The organism is Phaeobacter sp. JH20_02, assembly GCF_048056915.1.
GTDB lineage: Bacteria > Pseudomonadota > Alphaproteobacteria > Rhodobacterales > Rhodobacteraceae > Phaeobacter > Phaeobacter bryozoorum.
Genome location: NZ_JAYMVP010000022.1, coordinates 81,288 through 103,775 on the forward strand (window position 1 = coordinate 81,288; position 22,488 = coordinate 103,775).

22 protein-coding genes are annotated in these 22,488 nt (G+C 64.2%); 13 read left to right on the forward strand and 9 right to left on the reverse strand.

The genetic code is table 11. The annotated features are described in order from the left end of the window. Positions 1–134: 134 nt before the first annotated feature. Genes VWY34_RS07160 through VWY34_RS07170 form a run of 3 tightly spaced genes read left to right on the forward strand, consistent with a single transcriptional unit; the run spans position 135 to position 3,126 of the window. Positions 135–1,550, forward strand: coding sequence for a YcjX family protein (locus VWY34_RS07160; RefSeq protein ID WP_340544573.1), 1,416 nt, complete (start codon positions 135–137; stop codon positions 1,548–1,550). Continuing rightward, entirely contained in the window at positions 1,547–2,092 is a 546-nt protein-coding gene (locus VWY34_RS07165) for a GNAT family N-acetyltransferase (RefSeq protein ID WP_340544574.1), read from the forward strand. The genes VWY34_RS07160 and VWY34_RS07165 overlap by 4 nt, the downstream gene beginning before the upstream one ends. Continuing rightward, on the forward strand, positions 2,089–3,126 hold the full coding sequence (locus tag VWY34_RS07170) for a YcjF family protein (protein WP_416544811.1): 1,038 nt from the start codon (positions 2,089–2,091) through the stop codon (positions 3,124–3,126). Before VWY34_RS07165 ends, VWY34_RS07170 begins: the two co-directional genes overlap by 4 nt. Before the next feature lie 107 nt (positions 3,127–3,233). Here the strand turns inward: VWY34_RS07170 and VWY34_RS07175 are convergent, their stop codons facing one another. Next, positions 3,234–3,656, reverse strand: coding sequence for a group III truncated hemoglobin (locus VWY34_RS07175; protein ID WP_416544812.1), 423 nt, complete (start codon positions 3,654–3,656; stop codon positions 3,234–3,236). A gap of 156 nt (positions 3,657–3,812) precedes the next feature. Between VWY34_RS07175 and VWY34_RS07180 the strand changes: the two genes are divergently transcribed. The 3 genes from VWY34_RS07180 (at position 3,813) to ileS (ending at position 8,810) form a co-directional block, all read left to right on the forward strand. Beyond that, positions 3,813–5,120 (forward strand): SDR family oxidoreductase, encoded by a 1,308-nt coding sequence (locus tag VWY34_RS07180; RefSeq protein WP_416544813.1) that lies wholly within the window; start codon positions 3,813–3,815, stop codon positions 5,118–5,120. Position 5,121: 1 nt separating this feature from the next. Further along, complete coding sequence (locus tag VWY34_RS07185; protein ID WP_416536338.1) at positions 5,122–5,610, forward strand: DUF2269 family protein; 489 nt, start codon at positions 5,122–5,124, stop codon at positions 5,608–5,610. A gap of 269 nt (positions 5,611–5,879) precedes the next feature. Further along, positions 5,880–8,810, forward strand: a complete 2,931-nt coding sequence (ileS, locus tag VWY34_RS07190; RefSeq protein WP_416544814.1) for an isoleucine--tRNA ligase — start codon at positions 5,880–5,882, stop codon at positions 8,808–8,810. A gap of 245 nt (positions 8,811–9,055) precedes the next feature. Here ileS and VWY34_RS07195 read toward each other — a convergent pair whose 3' ends face one another. Continuing rightward, positions 9,056–9,451 carry a hypothetical protein gene (locus tag VWY34_RS07195; protein WP_374015375.1) on the reverse strand — a complete coding sequence of 132 codons (396 nt, stop codon included), beginning with the start codon at positions 9,449–9,451 and terminating at the stop codon, positions 9,056–9,058. A gap of 202 nt (positions 9,452–9,653) precedes the next feature. Between VWY34_RS07195 and VWY34_RS07200 the strand changes: the two genes are divergently transcribed. Next, positions 9,654–10,148 (forward strand): methylated-DNA--[protein]-cysteine S-methyltransferase, encoded by a 495-nt coding sequence (locus VWY34_RS07200; RefSeq protein ID WP_416534711.1) that lies wholly within the window; start codon positions 9,654–9,656, stop codon positions 10,146–10,148. A 60-nt stretch (positions 10,149–10,208) separates the two neighbouring features. Here VWY34_RS07200 and VWY34_RS07205 read toward each other — a convergent pair whose 3' ends face one another. From VWY34_RS07205 to fsa, 5 genes are all read right to left on the reverse strand, one after another. Continuing rightward, a complete protein-coding gene (locus tag VWY34_RS07205; RefSeq protein WP_340544582.1) occupies positions 10,209–10,904 on the reverse strand; it encodes a CDP-alcohol phosphatidyltransferase family protein in 696 nt (231 codons plus the stop codon). 169 nt (positions 10,905–11,073) lie between these two features. Continuing rightward, on the reverse strand, positions 11,074–11,415 hold the full coding sequence (locus VWY34_RS07210) for a hypothetical protein (protein WP_416540611.1): 342 nt from the start codon (positions 11,413–11,415) through the stop codon (positions 11,074–11,076). Positions 11,416–11,512: 97 nt separating this feature from the next. Beyond that, positions 11,513–12,448, reverse strand: a complete 936-nt coding sequence (locus VWY34_RS07215) for a tyrosine recombinase XerC (protein WP_416537307.1) — start codon at positions 12,446–12,448, stop codon at positions 11,513–11,515. Next, positions 12,445–13,152 (reverse strand): DUF484 family protein, encoded by a 708-nt coding sequence (locus VWY34_RS07220; RefSeq protein ID WP_340544586.1) that lies wholly within the window; start codon positions 13,150–13,152, stop codon positions 12,445–12,447. Before VWY34_RS07220 ends, VWY34_RS07215 begins: the two co-directional genes overlap by 4 nt. Before the next feature lie 233 nt (positions 13,153–13,385). Then, positions 13,386–14,039 carry a fructose-6-phosphate aldolase gene (gene fsa / locus VWY34_RS07225; RefSeq protein WP_416544227.1) on the reverse strand — a complete coding sequence of 218 codons (654 nt, stop codon included), beginning with the start codon at positions 14,037–14,039 and terminating at the stop codon, positions 13,386–13,388. A 192-nt stretch (positions 14,040–14,231) separates the two neighbouring features. Between fsa and VWY34_RS07230 the strand changes: the two genes are divergently transcribed. Next, positions 14,232–16,427 carry a primosomal protein N' gene (locus VWY34_RS07230; RefSeq protein WP_416544226.1) on the forward strand — a complete coding sequence of 732 codons (2,196 nt, stop codon included), beginning with the start codon at positions 14,232–14,234 and terminating at the stop codon, positions 16,425–16,427. Positions 16,428–16,556: 129 nt separating this feature from the next. On the opposite strand, the gene VWY34_RS07235 is transcribed toward VWY34_RS07230, so the two are convergent. Next, positions 16,557–17,621 carry a YeeE/YedE family protein gene (locus tag VWY34_RS07235; protein ID WP_416544225.1) on the reverse strand — a complete coding sequence of 355 codons (1,065 nt, stop codon included), beginning with the start codon at positions 17,619–17,621 and terminating at the stop codon, positions 16,557–16,559. Between the two features lie 130 nt (positions 17,622–17,751). Here VWY34_RS07235 and VWY34_RS07240 point away from each other — a divergent pair, with 130 nt between their 5' ends. The 3 genes from VWY34_RS07240 (at position 17,752) to VWY34_RS07250 (ending at position 20,418) form a co-directional block, all read left to right on the forward strand. Then, on the forward strand, positions 17,752–18,987 hold the full coding sequence (locus tag VWY34_RS07240) for an MFS transporter (protein ID WP_340544592.1): 1,236 nt from the start codon (positions 17,752–17,754) through the stop codon (positions 18,985–18,987). Positions 18,988–19,095: 108 nt separating this feature from the next. After that, entirely contained in the window at positions 19,096–19,968 is an 873-nt protein-coding gene (locus VWY34_RS07245; RefSeq protein ID WP_416544224.1) for a 50S ribosomal protein L11 methyltransferase, read from the forward strand. A gap of 105 nt (positions 19,969–20,073) precedes the next feature. Beyond that, positions 20,074–20,418, forward strand: a complete 345-nt coding sequence (locus VWY34_RS07250; RefSeq protein ID WP_260086218.1) for a hypothetical protein — start codon at positions 20,074–20,076, stop codon at positions 20,416–20,418. A gap of 206 nt (positions 20,419–20,624) precedes the next feature. On the opposite strand, the gene VWY34_RS07255 is transcribed toward VWY34_RS07250, so the two are convergent. Beyond that, positions 20,625–20,843, reverse strand: coding sequence for a DUF1127 domain-containing protein (locus tag VWY34_RS07255; protein ID WP_340544595.1), 219 nt, complete (start codon positions 20,841–20,843; stop codon positions 20,625–20,627). A gap of 361 nt (positions 20,844–21,204) precedes the next feature. On the opposite strand from VWY34_RS07255, the gene ruvC reads away from it, so the two are divergent. Together ruvC and ruvA are read left to right on the forward strand one after the other, a co-directional pair. After that, positions 21,205–21,702 (forward strand): crossover junction endodeoxyribonuclease RuvC, encoded by a 498-nt coding sequence (gene ruvC / locus VWY34_RS07260; RefSeq protein ID WP_340544597.1) that lies wholly within the window; start codon positions 21,205–21,207, stop codon positions 21,700–21,702. Continuing rightward, positions 21,699–22,388 (forward strand): Holliday junction branch migration protein RuvA, encoded by a 690-nt coding sequence (ruvA, locus tag VWY34_RS07265; protein ID WP_416544223.1) that lies wholly within the window; start codon positions 21,699–21,701, stop codon positions 22,386–22,388. The genes ruvC and ruvA overlap by 4 nt, the downstream gene beginning before the upstream one ends. The last annotated feature ends 100 nt before the right edge of the window (positions 22,389–22,488 follow it).

Genomic DNA, 22,488 nt, shown 5'->3' on the forward strand with positions numbered 1-22,488 from the left:
TAACGCGGCAATCGCGGCGGCACAAGTCCCGGATGGCGGCCTGCCGGGGTGGTATCATACCCGGTCAGCCCTTATCTTGATCAAATCGAACAAGGATCTGACCCCGCAAAGGGTCGGCAAGACGGGGCAAACCTTTGGGATTATCATCACTGGCAGACGGGGTCTTGCGCAGCGTCGAAGGGGCGGGCGCCGCCCTTTCGGAGAGCCTGTTTGAACCGTCGATCCGCCTTGGCGTCACGGGTCTTGCCCGCGCCGGCAAGACCGTGTTCATCACCTCACTGGTGGCCAACCTGATGAACCGGGGGCGGATGGTGCAGCTCTCGGCGGTGCGCGAAGGGCGGGTCGAGACGGCGTTTCTGCAACCCCAGCCCGATGACACCGTGCCCCGATTTGACTACGAAAACCACCTTGGCGCCCTGACCGGGCCGCGCCCCTTCTGGCCCGACAGCACGCGGGCCGTCTCTGAACTGCGCCTCAGTCTGAAGGTGCAGCCAAACGGTCTGCTGTCGGGCTTTCAGGGACCACGCACCCTGCATCTGGACATTGTCGATTATCCCGGTGAATGGCTCCTGGATCTGGCGCTGCTGGACAAGACATACGCCCAGTGGTGCGATGAGGTGCTGACCCGCATCCGCAGTCGGTCGCAGGCGGCGGCGTTTCTGGATCTGGCGCAGAAGGTTGACGCCACAGCTCCCCATGACGAACCGCTGGCGCAGGATCTGGCCGCGGCCTTTGCCGCCTATCTGCAGGCGGCCCGTGCCGCCGGCTACTATGACTGCACACCGGGGCGCTTCCTGTTGCCAGGGGATCTGGCCGGGTCGCCGGTGCTGACCTTCGCGCCGGTCCCGCTTTGCGATAGCGCCCCGCGCCGGTCGCTTCACCGCGAGATGGAACGCCGGTTTGAGGCCTATAAGTCAAAGGTCGTGAAACCCTTCTTCCGCGATCATTTCGCCCGCATCGACCGGCAGGTTGTGCTGGTCGATGCCCTCAGCGCGATCCATTCCGGCCCCCGCGCGGTCGAGGATCTGCGCCACGCGATGACTGATATCCTTGCCGCCTTCCGTCCCGGTCGCAACGGGTTTCTGCGCCAGATCCTGCGCGGCAAGCGGGTGGAAAAGATCCTGTTCGCGGCGACCAAGGCCGATCACCTGCATCACCAGCAGCATCCGCAGCTGACCGCCATCATCGAGGCGCTGACCCGCGATGCCCGCGACCGGGCCCGCTTCGCCGGGGCCGAGACGGCGGCGCTGTCGCTTGCCGCCCTGCGCGCCACGACGGAGGAGCTGCGCCATCACAACGGGATCGAGCTGCCCTGCGTGCGTGGCACGCTTCTGGACAGCGGCAAGCCTGCGGCCTTTTATCCCGGCGCATTGCCGCAGGATCCCTCGCATCTGCTGACCCCGGCCCGGCAGGGCGCCGAGACCTGGCTCGACGGCGATTATCAGGCCATGGCCTTCGCCCCGGCTCCGCTCACCCTGCGTCCGGGCGACGGCCCACCTCACATCCGCCTCGACCGGGCGGCAGAATTCCTGATCGGAGACCGCCTTTGACCTGTGTCGCACAGTCTGATCCACCGCCCGCGCTGCGCCCGGCCCGCAGCACCGACGCAGGCAAGATTGCCGAAATCCTGCACGGGTTCGAAGTCGACACGCCATGGATGCCCAAACGCCATACCGGTGCCGAGGCGATTGGCTTCTGCGGGATCATGATTGATCGCGGCTGGGTCACCGTGGTGCAGATCGGCGGCCGGATCGAAGGCTTTCTGGCGCGGGACGGCGCCACGATCTGTGCGCTCTACATCCGGCAGCGTGCACGCGGGCAGGGGCTGGGACGCCTGCTGCTGGACTATGCCAAATCGGTGCAGTCGCCGCTTCAGCTCTGGACCCATCAGGCCAATGAGGGGGCGCAGCGGTTCTACCGGCGCGAAGGCTTCGGGGAGCAGTCGCGCAGCGATGGGGCCACCAATGATGAGCGCCTGCCGGATATCCAGTATCTCTGGCCGACGCCGCAGCCCGCCGCTGGTCCCCGACCGGCAGCGCAGGCCCGGCCGTCCGCCACATCACCGTCCGCCACATCAAAGGACAGAGCATGACCCGCAAGGACGCCGTTCTTTTTGACCTCTCCGACAGCGCCACGGCAGATGCCGCACCGGATGTGGCCGCCGCACCACCGGTGCCCGATCTGGATGGCGCCAGCAGCAACCTGCCACAGCCCGCGCTGGCACAGGCGGCGGAGCTGGCCAGCCGTCGCCCCTCCCGGCTGGCGCGCTGGTTCTGGGCCTGTCTGACGGCCCTCATCGGTGCCGTCATCTCCGTCGCGGCCTGGGATTTCACCACCGGGCTGATCGACCGCCTGCCGCTTCTGGGATGGGCCATCAGCGCAGGCTTTGCCATCGCCCTGCTGCTGGCGCTACTGATGGGTCTGCGCGAACTGGCCGCGCTGTCGCGCCTGCGCCGGGTCGAAAGCCTGCGCGCTGCGCAGCCCCTGCTGGCGGCGGATGCCCGGACCGCCGATGCCACCGCCGATCTCAAGGCCGCGCGCAGCTATGTCTCCGGACTGGAACGGTTTTATCGCGGCCGCAAGGATCTCGCCTGGGGGCTGGCCCGGCTTAGCGAGCGCAAGGTCGATATCATGGATGCCGACGCGCTGCTGCAACTGGCCGAGGCGGAGCTGCTGGCGCCGCTGGATGCCCGCGCCCTGCGCGTAGTCGAAGGTGGCGCACGTCAGGTCGCTACGGTCACCGCACTGGTGCCGCTGGCGCTGGCCGATGTGATGACCGCGCTTGTGACCTCATTGCGGATGATCCGCCGCATTGCCGATATTTACGGCGGCCGGTCCGGTTTTCTCGGCTCCTGGCGGCTCACCCGCGCTGTGCTGTCCCATCTGGTCGCCACCGGCGCCGTGGCCGTTGGCGATGACCTGCTGGAGCCGGTGCTGGGCGGATCGTTGTTGTCGAAACTCTCGCGCCGCTTTGGCGAAGGGCTGGTGAACGGCGCGCTCTCCGCCCGCGTCGGCATCGCCGCGATGGAGGTCTGCCGCCCGATGGCCTTCTCAAAGGCGCAGAAGCCAAGCACCCGCAAGGTCATCCAGCGCGCCCTGACCGGCCTGTTCTCCAAGGATCAATAGGCAGGCCTGAGGCTCATGCGCAGCATGAGCCACGCCCAAGGCTGCCAGGTGGCTCTGGCCCCGCCAGAGCGCCGCCGCAGAGGCGGGAGAGCCACCGTCCTCCGGGATCAGAACAGCTTCGGTGGCGCATCTTTGGGCTGGCGCATGGCGACGATCCCGGTACGAAACCCCTCGCCAATCCGATCCGCCAGCGCGCCCCATTGCAGCGCTGTCCGTTCCGGCAGCTCCGCCTGCAACACCTCGTGAAACAGCCCCAGCCAGAGCGGGAAATGCTCCGCCTTCACATCCGGCCTGCTGACATGCACCCGCATCGGATTGCCGCTATAGCATTTCTCCCGCAGGATCGCATTGCGCCAGAACCGGCTGATCTTCTCCTCATGCTCGGGCCAATCCTCGACATGGGCGGCAAACACCGGGCCGAGCACGTCGTCCGCACGCACCTGCATGTAAAACACCGCGACCACGCGGGAAATCTCCTCTGCGGTGATCTCGAACCGCGCCAGCGGGTATTGTGTTCCGGTGTCGGTCATTGTCTGCTCCGGCCTGCCATCTGCCGCTAGATATGCTGAAGCAGAGACCAACGGAAGGGGGCGTCTCTGACGCAGCGCTTGTTCAAGCCTCTGCTGGCGCCTGCGGCTGCTGCCGTTATGGTGAGCGGGAGATGTTTCAGAAAAAGGCATTCATTGATGGCAGGGAGCGCAAAGCGGGTGCTGGTTCTGGGCGCCTGCGGGTTTATCGGGGCTGAGGTGGTACGCGCCCTGCGGGCCGCTGGAATGCATGTGACCGGCCTGGGCCGCAGCGCCGTGCAGGCTGCCCGGGTGCTGCCGGGTGTGCCGTTTGTGCAGGGTGACTTGCTGCAGCTTTTGCAGCCCGAAGAGTGGGTGCCGCTGCTGCAGGGCGCGGACGCTGTGGTCAACTGCGCTGGCATTCTGCAAGATATGGCGCCGGGCGAGCTGGAGGCCGTGCATCACACGGCCATTGCTGCCCTGGGGGTGGCTTGTGCAGAGCGGAACATCGCCGTGGTGCAGATTTCAGCGGCCGGTGCAGGTCCGGATGCCGGGACAGAGTTCATGCGCAGCAAGGGGCGCGGGGATGCCGCCTTGCAGGCCGCTGGTGTGCCGCTGAGGATCCTGAAGCCGGGGCTGGTGATCGGGCAAAATGCCTATGGCGGCACGGGTCTGCTGCGGATGCTGGCGGCGGTGCCCTTGGTGCAGCCCGTGGCGCTGGCAGACGCGCCGGTGCAATGCATCGGCATGGCCGATCTGGCCGCGGCGGTGGTTGCCGCGCTGCGGGGGGAGCTGCCGCAAGGCACCTTTGATCTGGTGGAGGATCAGCCGCAAACCCTGGCGGAGGTGCTGGCAGAGACCCGGGCGTGGCTGGGGTTTGCCCCGGCGGGCTGGCTGCTGCGTTTGCCGGACTGGCTGCTGCCGCCGGTGGCGGGATGTGCTGACGCATTGGGGCGGCTGGGCTGGCGTTCCCCGCTGCGATCCACCGCAATGGCCGAAATCCGGAGCGGTGTGCGCGGCGATCCCGCACCGTACCGGGCCGCCATGGGGCAGGGGATTGCCTCGCTCAAGGCCATCTATCAGCCGCTGCCTTCGGGACGCGCCCAGCGGCTGGACGCGCGGATGGCGCTGCTGATGCCGGCCGCCGTCGCGGTGCTGAGCCTGTTCTGGCTGGCCTCGGGCGTGGTCGGCCTTTGGCAGCTGGAGGCTGCCGCCAAGGTGCTGGCGGATGCAGGCTGGGGCAGCCCGCCGGCGAAAGCCAGCGTCGCCTTCTGGTCGCTTGCCGACATCGCCCTGGGGCTGGCCATCCTGTGGCGGCCCTGGGCGGCGCGGGCCTGCCTGGGTATGGCAGCGGTTTCGCTGATCTACCTGACTGCAGCCACGGTGGTCACCCCGCAGATGTGGGCGGATCCGCTGGGGCCGCTGGTCAAGGTGCTACCGGGGCTGCTGCTGGCGCTGATCACCCATCAGCTGCTGCAGGAGCGCTGAGATGGACCTGGACCTTGCCTTGCGCTGGCTGCATGTGATCGGCGCCTGCGTGCTGCTGGGTACCGGCGCGGGCATCGCCTTTTTCATGCTGATGGCACACCGGACACGGGATGCCGCACTGATTGCCCACACCGCCAGCGTGGTGGTGCTGGCTGACCTGCTGTTCACCGCCACAGCCGTGATTGCGCAGCCAATCACCGGCGGGCTTCTGGCCTGGCGGTTGGGCTGGCCGCTGAGCGCCGGCTGGCTGGCGCTGTCGCTGGGGCTTTATTTGCTGACCGGGCTGTTCTGGCTGCCGGTGGTCTGGATCCAGCTGCGGCTGCGCAATCTGGCGCGGGCGGCAGCCGCGGCGGGAGAGGCGCTGCCAGCGCGCTATCACCGGCTGTTCGCTATCTGGTTTGCTTGCGGCATTCCCGCCTTTGCTGCGGTGCTGATGATCCTCTGGCTGATGCTGGCGCGTCCGGATCTGGGTATCTGGCTGGTACGTTAGTTCTTACTTATTGCCTGGCCGCAGGCCGGGCAGCGCCCGTCCCACCCCGTGCGGAACGGGCACAGCCCTCATCGCAGTGCGGCACAACTGCCGCTTTACCCGCCTGCCGCTCCTGCCTATAAGGCCCTCATGTCCCATGTTGCGGCCATCATTATTCGAATTATATCCCCGGCGCTCTGACCACGTGAGCCGCCGGGCAAAGGTGCTTGAGCCATCGCACCGAACCGAATATCCCAAAATACGACCAGATCATCCAAAGGACGCTGCACATGTGTGCCGACACGCCTCAGACGCCTGAGTACAAAGACACCCTCAATCTGCCCAAAACCGATTTCCCGATGCGCGCGGGCCTGCCCAAGCGTGAGCCGGGCTGGCTGGAGCGTTGGGCGCAGATTGGCGTCTATGACAAACTTCGCGAAAAGGCCGCCGCCGCCAAGGGCACCGATGCCGAGCGCAAGCCCTTCACCCTGCATGACGGCCCCCCTTACGCCAACGGTCACCTGCATATCGGCCACGCGCTGAACAAGACGATCAAGGACATGATCGTCCGCTCGCACCAGATGATGGGCTTTGACGCGCGCTACGTGCCGGGCTGGGATTGCCACGGCCTGCCGATCGAATGGAAGATCGAAGAGCAGTACCGCAAGAAGGGCAAGAACAAGGACGAGGTGAACGTCGTCGATTTCCGTCAGGAATGCCGCAAGTTCGCCGAAGGCTGGATTGATATCCAGCGCGAGGAATTCAAACGCCTTGGCATCACCGGCAACTGGGCTGATCCCTATATCACCATGGATTTCCACGCCGAAGCGGTGATCGCGGATGAATTCATGAAGTTCCTGATGAACGGCACGCTCTATCAGGGCTCCAAACCCGTGATGTGGTCGCCGGTTGAGAAAACCGCGCTGGCCGAGGCCGAGATCGAGTATCACGACCATAAATCGCACACCATCTGGGTGCCCTTCGGCTTTGCCAATGCGACCGGCGATCTGGCCGATGCCCGCGTGGTGATCTGGACCACCACCCCCTGGACGATCCCGTCGAACAAGGCCGTCGCCTTCAATCCGAAGGTCGCTTACGGCCTCTATCGTGTGGACGCCACCGAAGAGGAAAGCTGGACCAACCCCGGTGATCTCTATCTCTTTGCAAACGCGCTGGCCGAGGATGCGCTGGAGAAATCCCGCGTCACCGAATTCACCAAGGTCCGCGATGTTGAGGCCTCCGAATTTGCAGGGCTGATCTGTAAACACCCCTTCAATGGCATCGACGGAGCAGATGGCTTCTGGGACTATGACGTGCCGATGATCGACGGCGACCATGTCACCGATGATGCGGGCACCGGCTTTGTGCATACCGCGCCCAGCCATGGTGCGGATGACTATGAGTGTTTCGTCGCGCGCAACTGGATCGACCGGATGACCCACAACGTGGGCGAGGAATCCGAATTCCTGTCGCATGTGCCGTTCTTTGCCGGGCTTCAGATCTTTGACAAGAAGGGCAAGGAAGGCAAGGCCAACACCGCCGTGATCGCCAAGCTGGTCGAGGCCGGCGGCATCATCGCCCGTGGCCGCATCACCCACAGCTACCCGCATTCCTGGCGCTCCAAGGCACCGATCGTGTTCCGCAACACCCCGCAGTGGTTTGCCTCCGTGGACCGCGAGCTGGACGACGGCATGGGCGAGATGGGCGATACCATCCGCACCCGCGCGCTGAATTCCATCGACCAGCTGGTGCACTGGACCCCGCAGACCGGCCGGAACCGCCTCTATTCGATGATCGAAAGCCGCCCGGACTGGGTGCTGTCGCGCCAGCGCGCCTGGGGCGTGCCGCTCACCTGCTTCGTGAAGAAGGACGTGCTGCCGACAGATCCCGATTTCCTCCTGCGCAATGACCAGCTGAACACCCGCATCGTGGCCGCGTTTGAGGAACATGGCGCCGATATCTGGTACACGGATGGCTTCAAGGAGAAGATGCTCGACGGCATCGCGAACCCTGAGGATTACGATCAGGTCTTTGACGTGCTCGACGTCTGGTTCGACAGTGGCTCCACCCACGCCTTTGTGCTGCGCGACCGCGAGGACGGCACCGAGGACGGTATCGCGGACGTCTATATGGAAGGCACCGACCAGCATCGCGGCTGGTTCCACTCTTCCCTCTTGCAGGCCTGCGGCACCAAGGGCCGCGCGCCCTATCGCAACGTGGTCACCCATGGATTCACACTGGACGAGAAGGGCAACAAGATGTCCAAATCGCTCGGTAACACCATTGTGCCCGAGAAGATCGTCCAGCAGTATGGCGCCGATATCCTGCGTCTCTGGGTGGCACAGACCGACTACACCGCCGACCAGCGGATCGGGGCGGAAATCCTCAAAGGTGTCGCCGACAGCTATCGCCGCCTGCGCAATACCATGCGCTACATGCTCGGCAGCCTTGCGGATTTCTCCGAAGATCAGCGCGTGGATCCGGCCGATATGCCCGAGCTGGAACAATGGGTTCTGCACCGTCTGGCGGAGCTGGATCACAAGGTCCGCACCGGCTATCAGGCCTTTGATTTCCAGGGTGTGTTCTCGGCGGTGTTCAACTTTGCCACCGTGGATCTGTCGGCCTTCTATTTCGATATCCGCAAGGACGCGCTCTACTGTGACGGCGACACGCTGAACGCCCGTGCGGCCCGCACGGTGCTGGATATCCTGTTCCACCGGCTGACCACATGGCTGGCCCCGATCCTGGTCTTCACCATGGAAGAGGTCTGGCTGGAGCGGTTCCCTGGCGATGACAGCTCGCTGCATCTTCAGGATATCCCGACAACCCCGGCCGATTGGCTGAATGAGCCGCTGGCTGCGAAATGGGCCAAGGTCCGTCAGGCCCGCCGCGTCGTTACCGCCGCTCTTGAGGTGCAGCGCGTCGACAAGGTGATCGGCGCCTCACTGGAGGCCGCGCCGGTGGTGCATGTGCGCGACGCTGAGGTTCTGGCAGCGCTGAAATCGGTGAATTTCGCCGATGTCTGCATCACCTCCGATATCGTGCTCAGCGGTGATCCGGCCCCGGCCGAAGCCTTCCGCATGCCCGAGGTGGACGGCGTGTCGGTGGTGTTCGAGAAGGCCGATGGTGATAAGTGCCAGCGCTGCTGGAAAATCCTGCCGGATGTGGGCAACCACAGCCATGCGGGCGTCTGCGGCCGCTGTGATGCGGCGCTTGGCTGAGCCGCGCTAAGACTGGGCGCGGGCGGGTTTGATGTCCGCCCGTCTCGCCTGTGGTGATCACAGATCCCGTCAGGGATCTGCGCGCCGCCCGCTCCTAGATGGGGCGGGCGGCGCGCTTCTTTTGGACGTCCGCGACAGGGGCCCCTGTCAACAAACGCCGGGGGTTTCTATGAAATCTCTTTGTGCTGCTGTTCCGCAGTCGGCGCGGCGGGGCGTGGCCTGCCGGGGTGAACCTCCCGGATGCCTCAGCCGATCACCCGCTGGGCGGCACGATACTGGTTCTGGGCGATCACCTCGCTGACCGGAAGCGGCCCGGCGTGGTAGCCCGACTGCAGATCCTGCAGTTTCTGTTGAACCACTGAACGTAGATACTGGGTGCCTGCCATCATGCTTGCTCCTTCGCTCGGTCCGGTCAACGCTGCCTGTGTCGATGTGGCTGCCGCTTTCTTGGCGACCGATGCGACACTCTCCAGGCCACCCGTCTGCTCACCGGGCTGGCCCGCCTGCGCGGCCTGCTGCCCATTCATATGTCCGCTCAGCATACGGTACACGCTGACATTTGATTGACCGGTGATCTGCATGGTGACTGACCTTCTTAACAACTTGAGACCCATCTTTACTAAAATTTGGCGAAATTGCATGCGCTCCTGTGGGTAGCGGACAGCGCCGAAGGCATAGGTTCCTATCCAAAAGGTTAGGATCCTGACGGCCCCGGATCGGGCATTGCCTTGACGGCGGCGGCCGTCGCGCAGAGAGTCGGCGGATGGGATCAGCAGCCCCTGGTGCTGCGATCCGGGCGGCCAGCGACGTTGAGGCGTGCCGCCGCAGCAATAAGGGATCATCGTGACCGGGCAGCTCTCTGCAACCGCGACACAGCATATCGCTCAGGCCGGTCTCGACACGCCGGTCGGTTGGCTTTGTGTGACCGAGCGGGACGGGGCCATTGTCCGGTTGGACTGGTCAACGGCGCCCGCCGGAGCGTCGGCTTCGGCGCTGACGGAGCGGGCGCTTGCCCAGCTGCGCGCCTATTTTGCCCATGAGCTGACTGAATTCGACCTGCCGCTGGCGGTGGCGGGCAGCGATTTTCAGCGCCGGGTCTGTGCTGCCATGTCGGCGATTCCTCTGGGAGAGACCCGCACCTATGGTGAAATCGCGCGGGAGCTTGGCGCCGCCGCGCAGCCGGTGGGCAATGCCTGCGGAGCCAATCCGATCCCGGTGATCATCCCCTGCCACCGGGTTCTGGGCGCGGGCGGACTGGGCGGGTTTTCCGGTGCGGGCGGTGTGGAAACAAAGGTGGCCCTGCTGCGCCACGAAGGCGCGGCCGGCCTGCTGATCTGACCACAGCGGTCATTTTTTGCAAATATCGCAGGGCGGCATGCCCCCGTCAGCGGCTGAGGCTCAGGCCTCGCGCTCCGGCACGATCTGCTGCGCGATACCGACAAAGATCAGATAGATCGAAGTCAGCACCAGCCCCCAATGTGCCCAGCTCTGCGGGTGGAAATCCACCCAGGCGGCCCAACCGGCAAAGAAGGTCCAGGCCAGCGCCACCGGCAGCGACACCTTGCGCCAGCGTTCGGTGCGGACCGGGTGAATGAACTTCAGCGGCAGGAACATGGCAATCGCCAGGAGGGTGACCAGAACCAGGCTGGTCCAATGGCTCGGCTCCAGCGCAAAGATGACCAGCACCAGCATGTTCCAGCATCCCGGAAAACCGGAAAAGGAGTTGTCCTTGGTCTTCATCCGGGTGTCGGCAAAATACAAGGCACTGGCAAAGGTGATCACGATCAGCGCCATCCAGCCGGTCCAGCCTGCCATCAGGCCGGATTTGAACAGGGCAAAGGCCGGAATGAACACATAGGTGAGATAGTCGATGATCAGATCGAGCAGCACGCCGTCAAACTCCGGCGCATAGCGTTTCACCTCATAGTGGCGGGCCAGCGGCCCATCAATACCATCCACGGCAAAGGCCACGACGAGCCAGACAAACATCAGGCTCCACTTGGCATCAGCCGCAGCCAGCATGGCGAGGATTGCAAACACCGCACCGGTGGCGGTGAGCAGGTGAACGGAGAGGGCGCGAAACTGAGGTGTCATCTGCCCCTGATGGCGAATTTCCCGTTATCTCGCAAGTGGTCAATGGGAAAACGCTGCATCCATAGGCGGAAATTCAGGCCTTTGGTGTCCTCGGTGCCACCTGCTGCCACGGATCGGTTCGGCGTCCATCGCTGGCTGGCGTCCTGCTGTCGCGGCACCGCAATTGGCGTCACTCGTGGTCCGGGTTTTCCATCAGCGCCTTGCGAAACAGCGTCTCGGTCAGGTTGCGGCTGTCCACCAGCTGCGGGTAGGCACTGGCCTCCGATGGTCCGGGGCTGGCGACATATTCGCCACGGGCGGCTTTCCCGGCGCGGTAGGCGGCCCATTCCTGATCGGAGATCTGGCGGTCGCCATCGCTGTCCAGATCCGCCAGCAGCTGTTCATAGAACTGGCTGAAATCCACATCACCGATATCGGAGGTCGTGGCATGGGCGGCACTGCGGTTTGCGGGATTATACGGCGCGCCAAGCGGTGCGCTTTCGGAGGTATGGCTTTGGGATACGATACTCATCACTGGGGGTCCTTCTGGATTTGACGCCAGTAATTTCTCCCATGGCCGTTACCGCGGAGTTAAGGCTGCTTACGCAGATGCACCTTTTGCGCAGGTCTTACGCTTTGGGGTGGGCGCGGTTGTAGACATCCATCAAATGTGCCGTATCCACGGCCGTATAGGCCTGTGTTGTCGACAGCGAGGCATGGCCCAGCAGTTCCTGAATCGCACGCAGATCGCCACCGGCCTCCAGCAGATGGGTGGCAAAGCTGTGGCGCAGCGCATGTGGCGTGGCGCTGGCAGGCAGACCCAGCTGCGCGCGGGCCTGTGCCATGGCGCTGCGGATGATACGTGCGTTCAGCGCGCCGCCGCGTACCCCGCGAAACAGCGGTCCCGCGCGCTCCTGCGGATGCGGGCAAAGTCGCAGATAGCGATCCACCGCATCCCGCGCCACGGGCAATACCGGCACGATCCGCTCCTTGCCGCCCTTGCCGGTGATCCGCAGCACCGCAGGCAGCGGCGCGTCTGCACCTGTCAGACCCAGCGCCTCCGAAATCCGCAGCCCGCAGCCATAAAGCAGCGTCACCACCGCCACATCGCGGGCGGCGACCCAATCGGTGGTGGATTGATGTTCCACGGTCTCGATCACCGCGCGGGCGGCCTCCTGCGCCAGCGGGCGGGGCAGTTTCTTCTGGAATTTCGGACTGCGGGCGGACAGCACGGCGGTCGGTTCAAACCCCTGCCGTTCAGCCAGCCAGGTGTAGAAACTCTTGACCGCCGAGAGCTTGCGCGCCAGTGACCGTGCCCCGGTCCCGGTGGCGCGGGTGGCCGCCATCCAGGCGCGCATGTCGCCGGTGGAAATCTCCGCCAGCGCCCCCAGCCCCTGCGGGCCACCAAAATGCTGTGTCATGAAGGCGAGGAATTCGACCACATCGCCGCGATAGGCGGTGATGGTATTCGCCGCCGCCCCCTGTAGCGCCGCCAGACCGGCCAGCCAGTGTTCCAGCGCATCGCGGCAGGCCGGAGAGATCAGCACTGTGGCCGCTGGCGTCACGACAGCCAGTGGCGCATCGAGCGCTCAAAAACGCCGGCAAAAAACGCCAGCAGGTCAGTACCATGCTGCGGGGTGAACTGGTGCGGATCCTCGGCTCCCAGCACCAGCAGGCCGGGCAGGCGGCCTGCGCCCAGTTCCAGTTTCAGACAGGCCTCCGAGCGGATGAACTCGGCCTTTGCCCCATGGGTGCGGGGATTGCCGGATTGCATCTGGCGCAGCGTGACCTGACGGTCCGGCCCGCTCCGCTGCGGGTTGATATACTGTTCGACAAACCCCGGCTCGACCACTTTCAGAACCTGATCCATGCGCTGCACGGCGGCATCCTGTTCCGGCTGCGGCGATTCCAGCACCAGGGTGATCGAATCCACCCGCAGGATTTCCGCCAGCTCACCGCCAAGATTGCCGAGGTAGCTTTCAAAATCCGTCGGATCCAGCAGGCGCAGGACGGCACGGTGGATCTGATTGGTCCCGGCAAGGTTCTCATAAGCCGCCGCAATCACCGACCGATGGGTGTCCTCCAGCCGGTCCAGCCGGGCCTCCATCCGCTCCATTGCAATGCCGCGCAGGTCCACGATATTGGACCCCATCGCGCGCTCATTGGCGCTGACCAGCGCGCTCATCACGCTTTGGTCCTCCAACAGGGCGTCGGGTTTGGCCAGGATCGCCTGGCGCAGGGTGTCTTCCAGTTCTGCCGTCGTGCTCATGCTCTGCTCTTTTTGACCTCTGATGGGTTTTGCCGGTGTTATAACACGGGTTTCACCCAGGGGTGGCAAAATTTTGGACACCCTTTGCAAAACCCTGCCGATGGAACGCCTCAGATACCGGTCGCCCTGCGATCGCCCGCACAGGCCAGCGGCACAAAGAAAAAGGGGCCGCCCGTCAGGCCGCCCCTTGCTGTCTCTAACGTGTCGTGGCCGTCTATCGACGGTCCCCGGCCTTACAGGATCTTGATGTTCGCAGCCTTGATATCGGCGAGGAAGGCATCCAGACCCTTGTCAGTCAGCGGATGGTTGATCATGCCCTTGATCACGGCGGGCGGTGCGGTGATCACATCGGCGCCGATGCGCGCGCTTTCCAGCACGTGGTTGGCGCTGCGGATGGAGGCCGCGAGGATCTCGGTCTCAAAGCCGTAGTTGTCATAGATGGTGCGGATATCCGCGATCAGATCCATGCCATCGAGGTTGATATCGTCCAGACGGCCGATGAAGGGCGAGATGAAGGTCGCGCCAGCCTTGGCCGCCAGCAGCGCCTGATTGGCCGAGAAGCACAGGGTCACATTCACCATATGGCCATCGTCGGTCAGGGTTTTGCAGGCCTTCAGACCGTCCCAGGTCAGCGGCACTTTCACAGCGATGTTTTCGGCGATCTCAACCAGCTTGCGGCCTTCGGCGATCATGTTCTCGGCATCTGTTGCGGTCACCTCGGCAGAGACCGGACCATCGACCAGATCACAGATTTCCTTGGTCACTTCGATGATGTCACGACCGGATTTCTTGATCAGCGAGGGGTTGGTGGTCACACCATCCACCATGCCCAGATCATTCAGCTCGGCAATGGCGTCGATTTCAGCGGTGTCTACGAAGAATTTCATCGGCTAGGGTCCTCTGGATGGGTTGGCCTTGATTGCGCTAGCCTTTACCTGATGGGGCGGGCTTTAAAAACCCCCCGTAACGCCCGGATCGACCTGAGCAGCAGGCCCGGGCTCAGGCACCAAGGCCGGGGCAGAACCAGCAGGGCGGGGAAACACCCGGCCCCGGCGGATGGGCAGAAGAGGCAGAAACGCGTGCAGGAGCAGGCATTTTTTCACCAAGGCGACCGGGTTGGCGTCCTGACGACACAGCCGCTGGACCGCGTCCTTGACTATCGCGCGCCCGAGGGCGGCTGCCATCTCGGCGCCTATGTCGAGGTGCCGCTCGGCCCGCGCCGTGTGCTCGGGGTGATCTGGGGGCCGGGGGCGGGCGATTTCGATTCGGCCAAGCTGCGCCCGGTGAATAGGGTGCTGGATGTGGCCCCGATGCGCGATGAGATGCGCCAGTTCCTCGCCAGATCCGCCGATTACACGCTGACGCCGCTGCCCGCGATGCTGCGGCTTGCGACCCGCGCACCGGGCCTCTCGGATCCCGTTTCCATGCGCAAGGTGCTGCGCCCCACCGGCCAGATGCCCGACCGCATGACCGATGCCCGCGAACGGGTGCTCTCGGCGGTGGCGGAATACGGCGGCCTGGCCTTCACGGCGAAGGAACTCGCGGATCTTGCCGGGGTCACAACCTCGGTGGTCAAGGGGCTGGTGAAACAGGGCGCCCTGCGCGAAGAGGACGCGCCGCGTGATCTGCCCTATCCGCGCCTCGACCCGGACCTGCCCGGCAAGACCCTGACCGACGATCAGGCCGCCGCCGCCGCCACACTTGGCGAGGGGGTCGCCAGTGGCCGCTACGGCACCACGCTGCTGAAGGGCGTCACCGGCTCCGGCAAGACCGAGGTCTATCTGGAGGCGGTCGCCGCAACCTTGCGCGCAGGGCGCCAGGCGCTGGTGCTCTTGCCGGAAATCGCCCTGACGGCAGAATTTCTGAAACGGGTCGAGCAGCGCTTTGGTGCGACGCCCGCCGAATGGCACTCGGGCGCGACGATGACCGAACGTCGCCGGGTCTGGCGCATGGTCGGGCAGGGCAAGGCGCAGCTGGTGATCGGCGCGCGCTCGGCGCTGTTTCTGCCCTATCAAAACCTCGGCCTCATCATTGTGGATGAGGAACATGACACCTCTTACAAACAGGACGAAGGGGTCTGTTATAATGCCCGCGACATGGCGGTGCTGCGCGCGGCCATGTGTTCGGCGCAGGTGGTGCTCGCGTCGGCCACGCCCTCGCTGGAGACCTGGGCCAATGCCGAGGCAGGCAAATACAGCCGTCTGGATCTCGCAGCACGATTTGGGTCAGCCGTCCTGCCAGAGATGCGCGCGATCGACATGAGGGCGGAAAAACTGCCCGCCTCGACCTGGATCTCACCAACACTGAAACAGGCAATGACAGCCCGCATGGAACGCGGCGAACAATCGCTCCTGTTCCTCAACCGCCGTGGCTTTGCGCCGGTCACCATCTGCCGCGCCTGCGGCGGCCATGTGACCTGCGACCATTGCGATTCCCGCATGGTCGAACACCGTTTCATGAAGCGGCTGATGTGCCACCAATGCGGCGAGACCAAACCCGTACCGGACGCCTGCCCAACCTGCCAGGTCGAGGGCAAGATGGCCCCCGTCGGCCCAGGTATCGAGCGGCTGGGCGAAGAAACCGCCGCGCTGTTCCCAGAGGCCCGGATCGCGGTCCTGTCCTCCGATCTCTTCGCCTCCGCCCGCGCCCTGAAGCAACGGATCGAGGAGATCGCCGCAGGGGAGGCCGATATCATCCTCGGCACCCAACTGGTGGCCAAGGGGCATAACTTCCCGCTGCTCACACTGGTTGGCGTGATTGACGCGGATCTTGGCCTGCAAGGGTCGGATCTGCGCGCGGCGGAGCGAACGTTCCAGCTGATGCGGCAGGTCGCAGGGCGGGCCGGGCGCGCCGACAGGCCGGGCGAGGCGCTGATGCAGACCTTCCAGCCCGAACACCCGGTCATCCGCGCGATCCTCTCCGGCGATGAGGAAGCCTTCTGGAAGGCCGAAGCCGCCGAACGTCACGCCGCAGGCGTACCGCCTTATGGGCGGATGGCGGGCATCATCCTGTCGGGGCCGGATCTGCCTGCGGTGATGGATCTTGGCCTGACACTGGCGCGCAATGACATGCCACTGCGCCAAATCGGTGCGCAGGTTTTTGGTCCGGCACCGGCGCCCATAGCGCGGATCCGTGGCCGCCACCGGGTGCGCCTGCTTGTGAAGGCCGACAAGGGGACGCCGTTACAGGATGCAATCGCCCGCTGGATTGGTCCGATACGTCTCAAGGCGGATCTGCGTCTCTCCGTCGATATCGACCCGCAGAATTTCTTCTGAGGAAACCCATGGGGGCGCTGCCCCCGGCCTCTCGGCCTCCCCCGAGATATTTCCGGCCAGAAGATATCTGCGGCTTGTCATCTTCTGGCGTCAAATATCCCGGAGCGCGAGGCAGCGCCTCGCATGTGGTCAGGCCAGCGCCGACATCCGCCGCTGATCGGTCAGCACATCGGTCAGCACCGCCCCGACCCACATGGAAAACAGCGCAAGCCAGGCGGTGCCCGCAAAGATCGATCCGCCGGTGACACCCGCACCGATGGCGCAGCCACCCGCCAACATGCCGCCAAAGCCCATCAGGGCCGCGCCAATCATCGCCCGGCGCATCGTGGCAGCGTCGTCAAACGCCTGCAGGCGCATCTCTCCACCAACGGCAGCCGCCAGCATCGCGCCGCCAAAGACCCCTGCAACCAGCCCGATATCGAACTCCAGAACCGAGGCGCGATCGAGGAAAAACATCAGCATCCGTGCCGAGGGGCCGGTGAAGGTCACGCTTTCGATCTGCACCGGATCAAAGGTCACCTGTGCCAGCGCCGAGGTCAGCGCCCAGCCAAGCGCCACCGCAAAGCCGACGCCAGATGCAAAGATCAGCCGACCCGCGCCGATGCGGTTCTGTGCGGACAAACCCAGCGCAAGGAGTGCCGTTAGCAGGCCGATGACCAGCCCGGACCACTCCGGCAGACCGGCTGCGGTCAGCAGATCCAGATTGCGCCCGCCGGAGGTGATCCACAGCCCGGCCAGATAATCCCTCAGGGGCGCCAGATGCCCGGAAAGGCTCATCTGGGCGGTCACGGCAAAGATCAGCCCCGACACCACCGAGCGCAGGTTTCCGCTCGCGGCCAGCACCAGCAGCCGACCCGAACAGCCCCGCGCCAGCACCATGCCGATGCCAAAGATCAGCCCGCCGATGATGGCGCCGGACCAGCTGCCCGGCACCGCCATCATCCGCGCCTCATCGGTATTGATCCAGCCCAGCAGCCGACCGGCCTGCACCCAGACCAGCGCGGTCGAAAACGTCAGCAGCCAGACCGCTACCCGGTCCCCCATCCGGCCCCGGGCAAATTCCACCGTGGCGGCCCGCAGGCAGAACCGTGAGCGCTGCGCCGCCACGCCAAAGATGCCACCGGTCAAAGCCCCGAGCAGGGCCGCCGCGCCGGGTTCGCCAACCCATTCGACAAATCCGATAAATCCGTCCACCTGCAGCCACCTTTCATGAAATTCCGCTTTGTGAATATGATTTCCGATACCCTTGTGCATTGATGCAGATCAGATGTGCGGGTGGCTTTTTTTCTCGCCAGCGGCGGCCGATCGGCGTAGAGCCGTGGGCATGTTCAAACCTGTCCCCACCGAAGCTGCGGCGTCCCTGCCGCTCTGGCGCCGCCCCACGACCTTGCTGTTTGTGATGGCGCTGACCATGCCGATTGCCTTCAACACCTGGAGCGCGCTGCTCAACAACTTTGTGATCGAGGCCGCGAATTTCGACGGGGCTGACATCGGCCTGCTGCATACGGTGCGCGAGATTCCGGGGTTTCTCGCCATCGGGGTGATCGCAGTGATCCTGTTTGTGCGCGAACAGGTGCTGGGGCTGGTCTCGTTGATGATGCTGGGGCTGGCGACCGCCGTCACGGCGTGGTTTCCCAGCCTTGGCGGGCTGCTGACCATCACGCTGCTCAGCTCGATCGGGTTTCATTACTATGAGACGGTGAATCAGTCGCTACAGTTGCAATGGCTGCCCAAGCTGCGGGCGCCACAGATCCTGGGCTGGCTGGTGGCGGCGGGATCCGCGGCAACGCTGGTGGTCTACAGCCTGATTGCCCTGCTGTGGGAGCCGCTGGGTCTGACCTATAATATCGTCTTCCTGCTGGCGGGGGGCACCACCACCGCGATGGCGCTGTTCTGCCTGCTGGCCTATCCGCAATTCGACGCGCCGCATCCGCAGACCAAACGCCTGATCCTGCGCCGCCGCTACTGGCTCTACTATGCGTTGCAGTTCATGGCCGGGGCGCGGCGGCAGATCTTTGTGGTTTTTGCCGGCTTCATGATGGTGGAGAAATTCGGCTTTGCCGTGCATGAGCTGACCAGCCTCTATCTGATCAACCTGGTGGTCAATATGATTGCGGCACCGCTGCTGGGGCGCGCTGTCGCCCGCTTCGGCGAGCGCCGCACGCTGATTTTTGAATACACCGGGCTGGCGCTGGTCTTTGCCGCCTATGGCGGGCTCTACTGGTTCAGCTGGGGCGTGGTTCTGGCGGGGGTGCTTTACGTTGTAGACCATATCCTGTTTGGGCTGGCGCTGGCGCTGAAGACCTATTTCCAGAAGATCGCCGACCCGTCAGATATTGCGCCAACCGCTGCGGTGGCCTTTACCATCAACCATATCGCCGCGGTGGTGCTGCCGGTGACGCTGGGGTTGCTCTGGGTGGTGTCTCCTGCTGCGGTCTTTGCGCTGGCGGCCGGAATGGCGATGATCTCGCTGATGCTGTCGCTGCTGATCCCGCGCCATCCCGAACCCGGCAATGAGACGATCTTTGCCAAGTGGCAAGGCACCGCCCCGGCAGAATGACACGCGCGGCCCGCGCCCCAGTCCCAAAGCGGGGCGGGCAGGGTCACGGCTCTTGACCTGCGCCGCCGACGGGCCTAGGCGCTGTGCAACCATTGCCCGGAGACCGCCATGCCCACCTTTACCGCCCTCACCACCCTGACTGGAAAAGCCCCCGCCGAAGCGCTTGGCGAGGCGATGGAGCGCCTGATCCCGGAACCCACCGGTCTGGGCGTGTTCGAGGTCGAGGACGGCTCCGGCCTGTGGGAGGTCGGCGGCTATTTCACCGAGACCCCGGATGAGGCCGGTCTGGCGCTGCTGGCGACCATGTTCGATGCCCAGCCTTTTGTGATCTCTGAACTGCCCGAGACCGATTGGGTCGCCCATGTGCGGCGCGAACTGGCGCCGGTGGAAGCGGGCCGTTTCTTCGTCTACGGCAGCCATGATGCCGACAAGCTGCCCGCTGATCGCATTCCGCTTCTGATTGAGGCGGCGATGGCCTTTGGCACTGGCCATCACGGCACCACCCTTGGCTGCCTGAAGGCGCTGGACAAGCTGATCGACGACGGCTTCGTCGCCGGGAAAGTCGCCGATATCGGCTGTGGCACGGCGGTGCTGGCGATGGCTGCGGCGCGCGTCTGGGATGGGCAGATCCTGGCCAGCGACATTGATCAGGTCGCCGTGGACGTTGCCGAGGCCAATCTGAAGGCCAATGACATGGAAGGCTGTGTGCAATGTCTTGAAGCCGCCGGTTTCGACGCCCCGGCACTGGCCGAGGCGGCCCCTTACGATCTCATCTTCGCCAATATCCTGAAAGGCCCTCTGGTTGCATTGGCCCCGGATGTGGCCGGCCATCTGCGCGACGGTGGCTATGCGATTCTCTCCGGTTTGCTGAACGAACAGGCCGATGAGGTGCAGGGCGTTTATGCACAGAACGGCATCAATCTTGTGGAACGCACCGAGATTGGTGACTGGACGACGCTGCTTTTGCAGAAAAAGGGCTGAATCGTTCAAGTTTGTTGAGCATTTTAATGACCCGCCCCAAAATGGTCCCATTCCCTACCTAAACATTAATATGTGGATGGTGGGAGCCATTGCAGGGTTTTGGTTATGGGTGAACACAGTAACAATTTCTATGCTCGGCTTGACCGGCTGGAACGCAAACACGGGGCCATGGCGCGCGGCTATACTGCCAAAGTGCGCGCGGATGGGTTGATCGTGGTGGCGCCGCGACGGGTGCAGTCGCGGATCTCCGGCCGATCATTGATCCTGTTTGTCGCGGCGTTTCTGCTGTTCAAGGGCTTCTTGATGGCAGCGCTGGGATTTGGCAGCTACGACTATCGTGTCGACCAGCTGCGGGCGGGAACGGGGCTGGAAAAAGCCGGTGCATTTGTCATGCAGCGGGATCCAGTGTCACAGTTCCTGGCCGAGAAGATCGGACCTGTGCTGCGGTAGAGGGACAGGCTGGCGGGCCATGTGTCGGGCGCTGGGGGGCATCCGACACAATCCGGCCGCGCGGTCATGTCCGACGCAGCAGGGTTACGCCTCGGCATCGACGTGCAGACCAAAGCAACCAGAAAACGCCGCACTCCATCAGGAGGCGGCGTTTTTCATGTCTCTCGGATGATAGGCTCTGGATGATCCAGACCGAGGTGCCAACCTCAGAAGACCGGCTTGCCCTCGGCAACGCGATCGATATCCGCGCGGGACAGGCCGATATCGGCCAGTTCGCGGTCGCTCAGCTGACCCAGGGTCTGGCGGGTGGCGCGCGCGTCGTTCCAGTCGATAGCCGCGCCCAGAAGGCCGGTGATCATGGCGCTGAAGCGGCCAAACAGGCTGCTGGTGCCATAGGTGGTGCGGGTGGTGTCAAATGCAGCCATGTCCTCGTCCTTTCGGAGGTTGAATTGAACTCTTCGCCCTGTGGCGATGGACGGCACTTAGTCATCTGCATGACGGCTGACAATCGCTGAAATTGCATGTGTCATATGCGCTTTTTGCATGGCTTATGATCCATAAAAACAAGGGAAAAGGCCGAGTTTTTACCTCTTGGAAAGGAATGTCGGTTTCCCCGCCGGAGAGGGTCGTTTTCGGAACAGGATTCACGTGTTTTTGCGCCACAGGTGCCGCGCGGCATCCCCGCAGGGCACATCGCACAGGCCTGTAAAGCAATTGGACATGTTCGCCTTTTGTGCTAATCCTGAGCAAAATCAGACCTCCACACCGGGCAGGGATAGGGCAGACATGCGAATATTGGGCATTGATCCGGGGTTGCGAAACCTCGGTTGGGGGGTGATCGAATCACGCGGCACCCGTCTCAGCCATATCGCCAACGGCGTCTGCACCTCCGATGGCGATGATCTGGGCGAACGGCTGCTGTCGCTCCACAATCAGGTCATCGAGGTGATCGCGGCCTACCGCCCCGATCAGGCCGCCATCGAACAGACCTTCGTGAACAAGGATGGTGCCGGCACGCTGAAACTGGGCCAGGCGCGGGGCGTCGCCCTGATGACATTGGCGCAGGCCGGTCTTCCGGTGGGTGAATATGCCCCGAACCGGGTGAAGAAAACCGTGGTCGGCGTGGGTCATGCGGCCAAGGAACAGATCCTGCATATGGTGAAACTGCAACTGCCCGGCTGCCTGCCCAAGAACGCCGATGCGGCAGATGCTCTGGCCATTGCCATCTGTCATGCGTTTTATGGGGGCACGCAACAACGCCAGCTGAAGGAGAAGCGCGCGTGATCGGAAAACTCACCGGGCGTCTGGAGTACCGCAGCAGCGATCACGTGCTGATCGACGTGCGCGGCGTCGGCTATATCGTCTATTGCTCCGACCGCACCATGGCCGCGCTGCCGGGCGTCGGCGAGGCGGTCGCGCTCTATACCGATATGGTGGTGCGTGAGGACCTGATGCAGCTCTATGGCTTCCCTTCGCTGGTTGAAAAGGAATGGCATCGCCTGCTGACCTCGGTGCAGGGGGTGGGGGCGAAAGTCTCGCTGGCCATTCTCGGCGCGCTTGGCCCCGATGGGGTCAGCCGCGCGATCGCGCTGGGGGATTGGGCGGCGGTGAAGGCCGCCAAAGGGGTCGGCCCCAAGACCGCGCAGCGCATTGTGCTGGATCTCAAAGACAAGGCGCCGGGTGTCATGGCGATGGGTGGCACCGTCGTCGACGCCATGGATGGGCCGGGGCTGGATGTGGTCGAACCCGCCGAGCCGGTGAGCACGGCCAGGAAACTACGCAAAGCGCCACCCAAGGCCCCCTCCGGTGCCGCAGCTGCTTCTGCGGGGGCGCTCTCTGCGCTTGGCAATCTGGGCTATGGTCCCTCCGATGCCGCTGCCGCCGTGGCTGAGGCGGCCGCCACCTATCCAGACGCCAATGAGGCCGAGCTGATCCGCGCCGCCCTGCGGCTGCTGGCACCGAAAGGCTGATGGTGTGAGAGTATTGAAAAAAATAGGACAGTGCCCGTCTGCGGGCGGACGGGCATTGTTCGGCCTGCCGACCGGAGCAGGGTTTAAAGAAACCAGATTG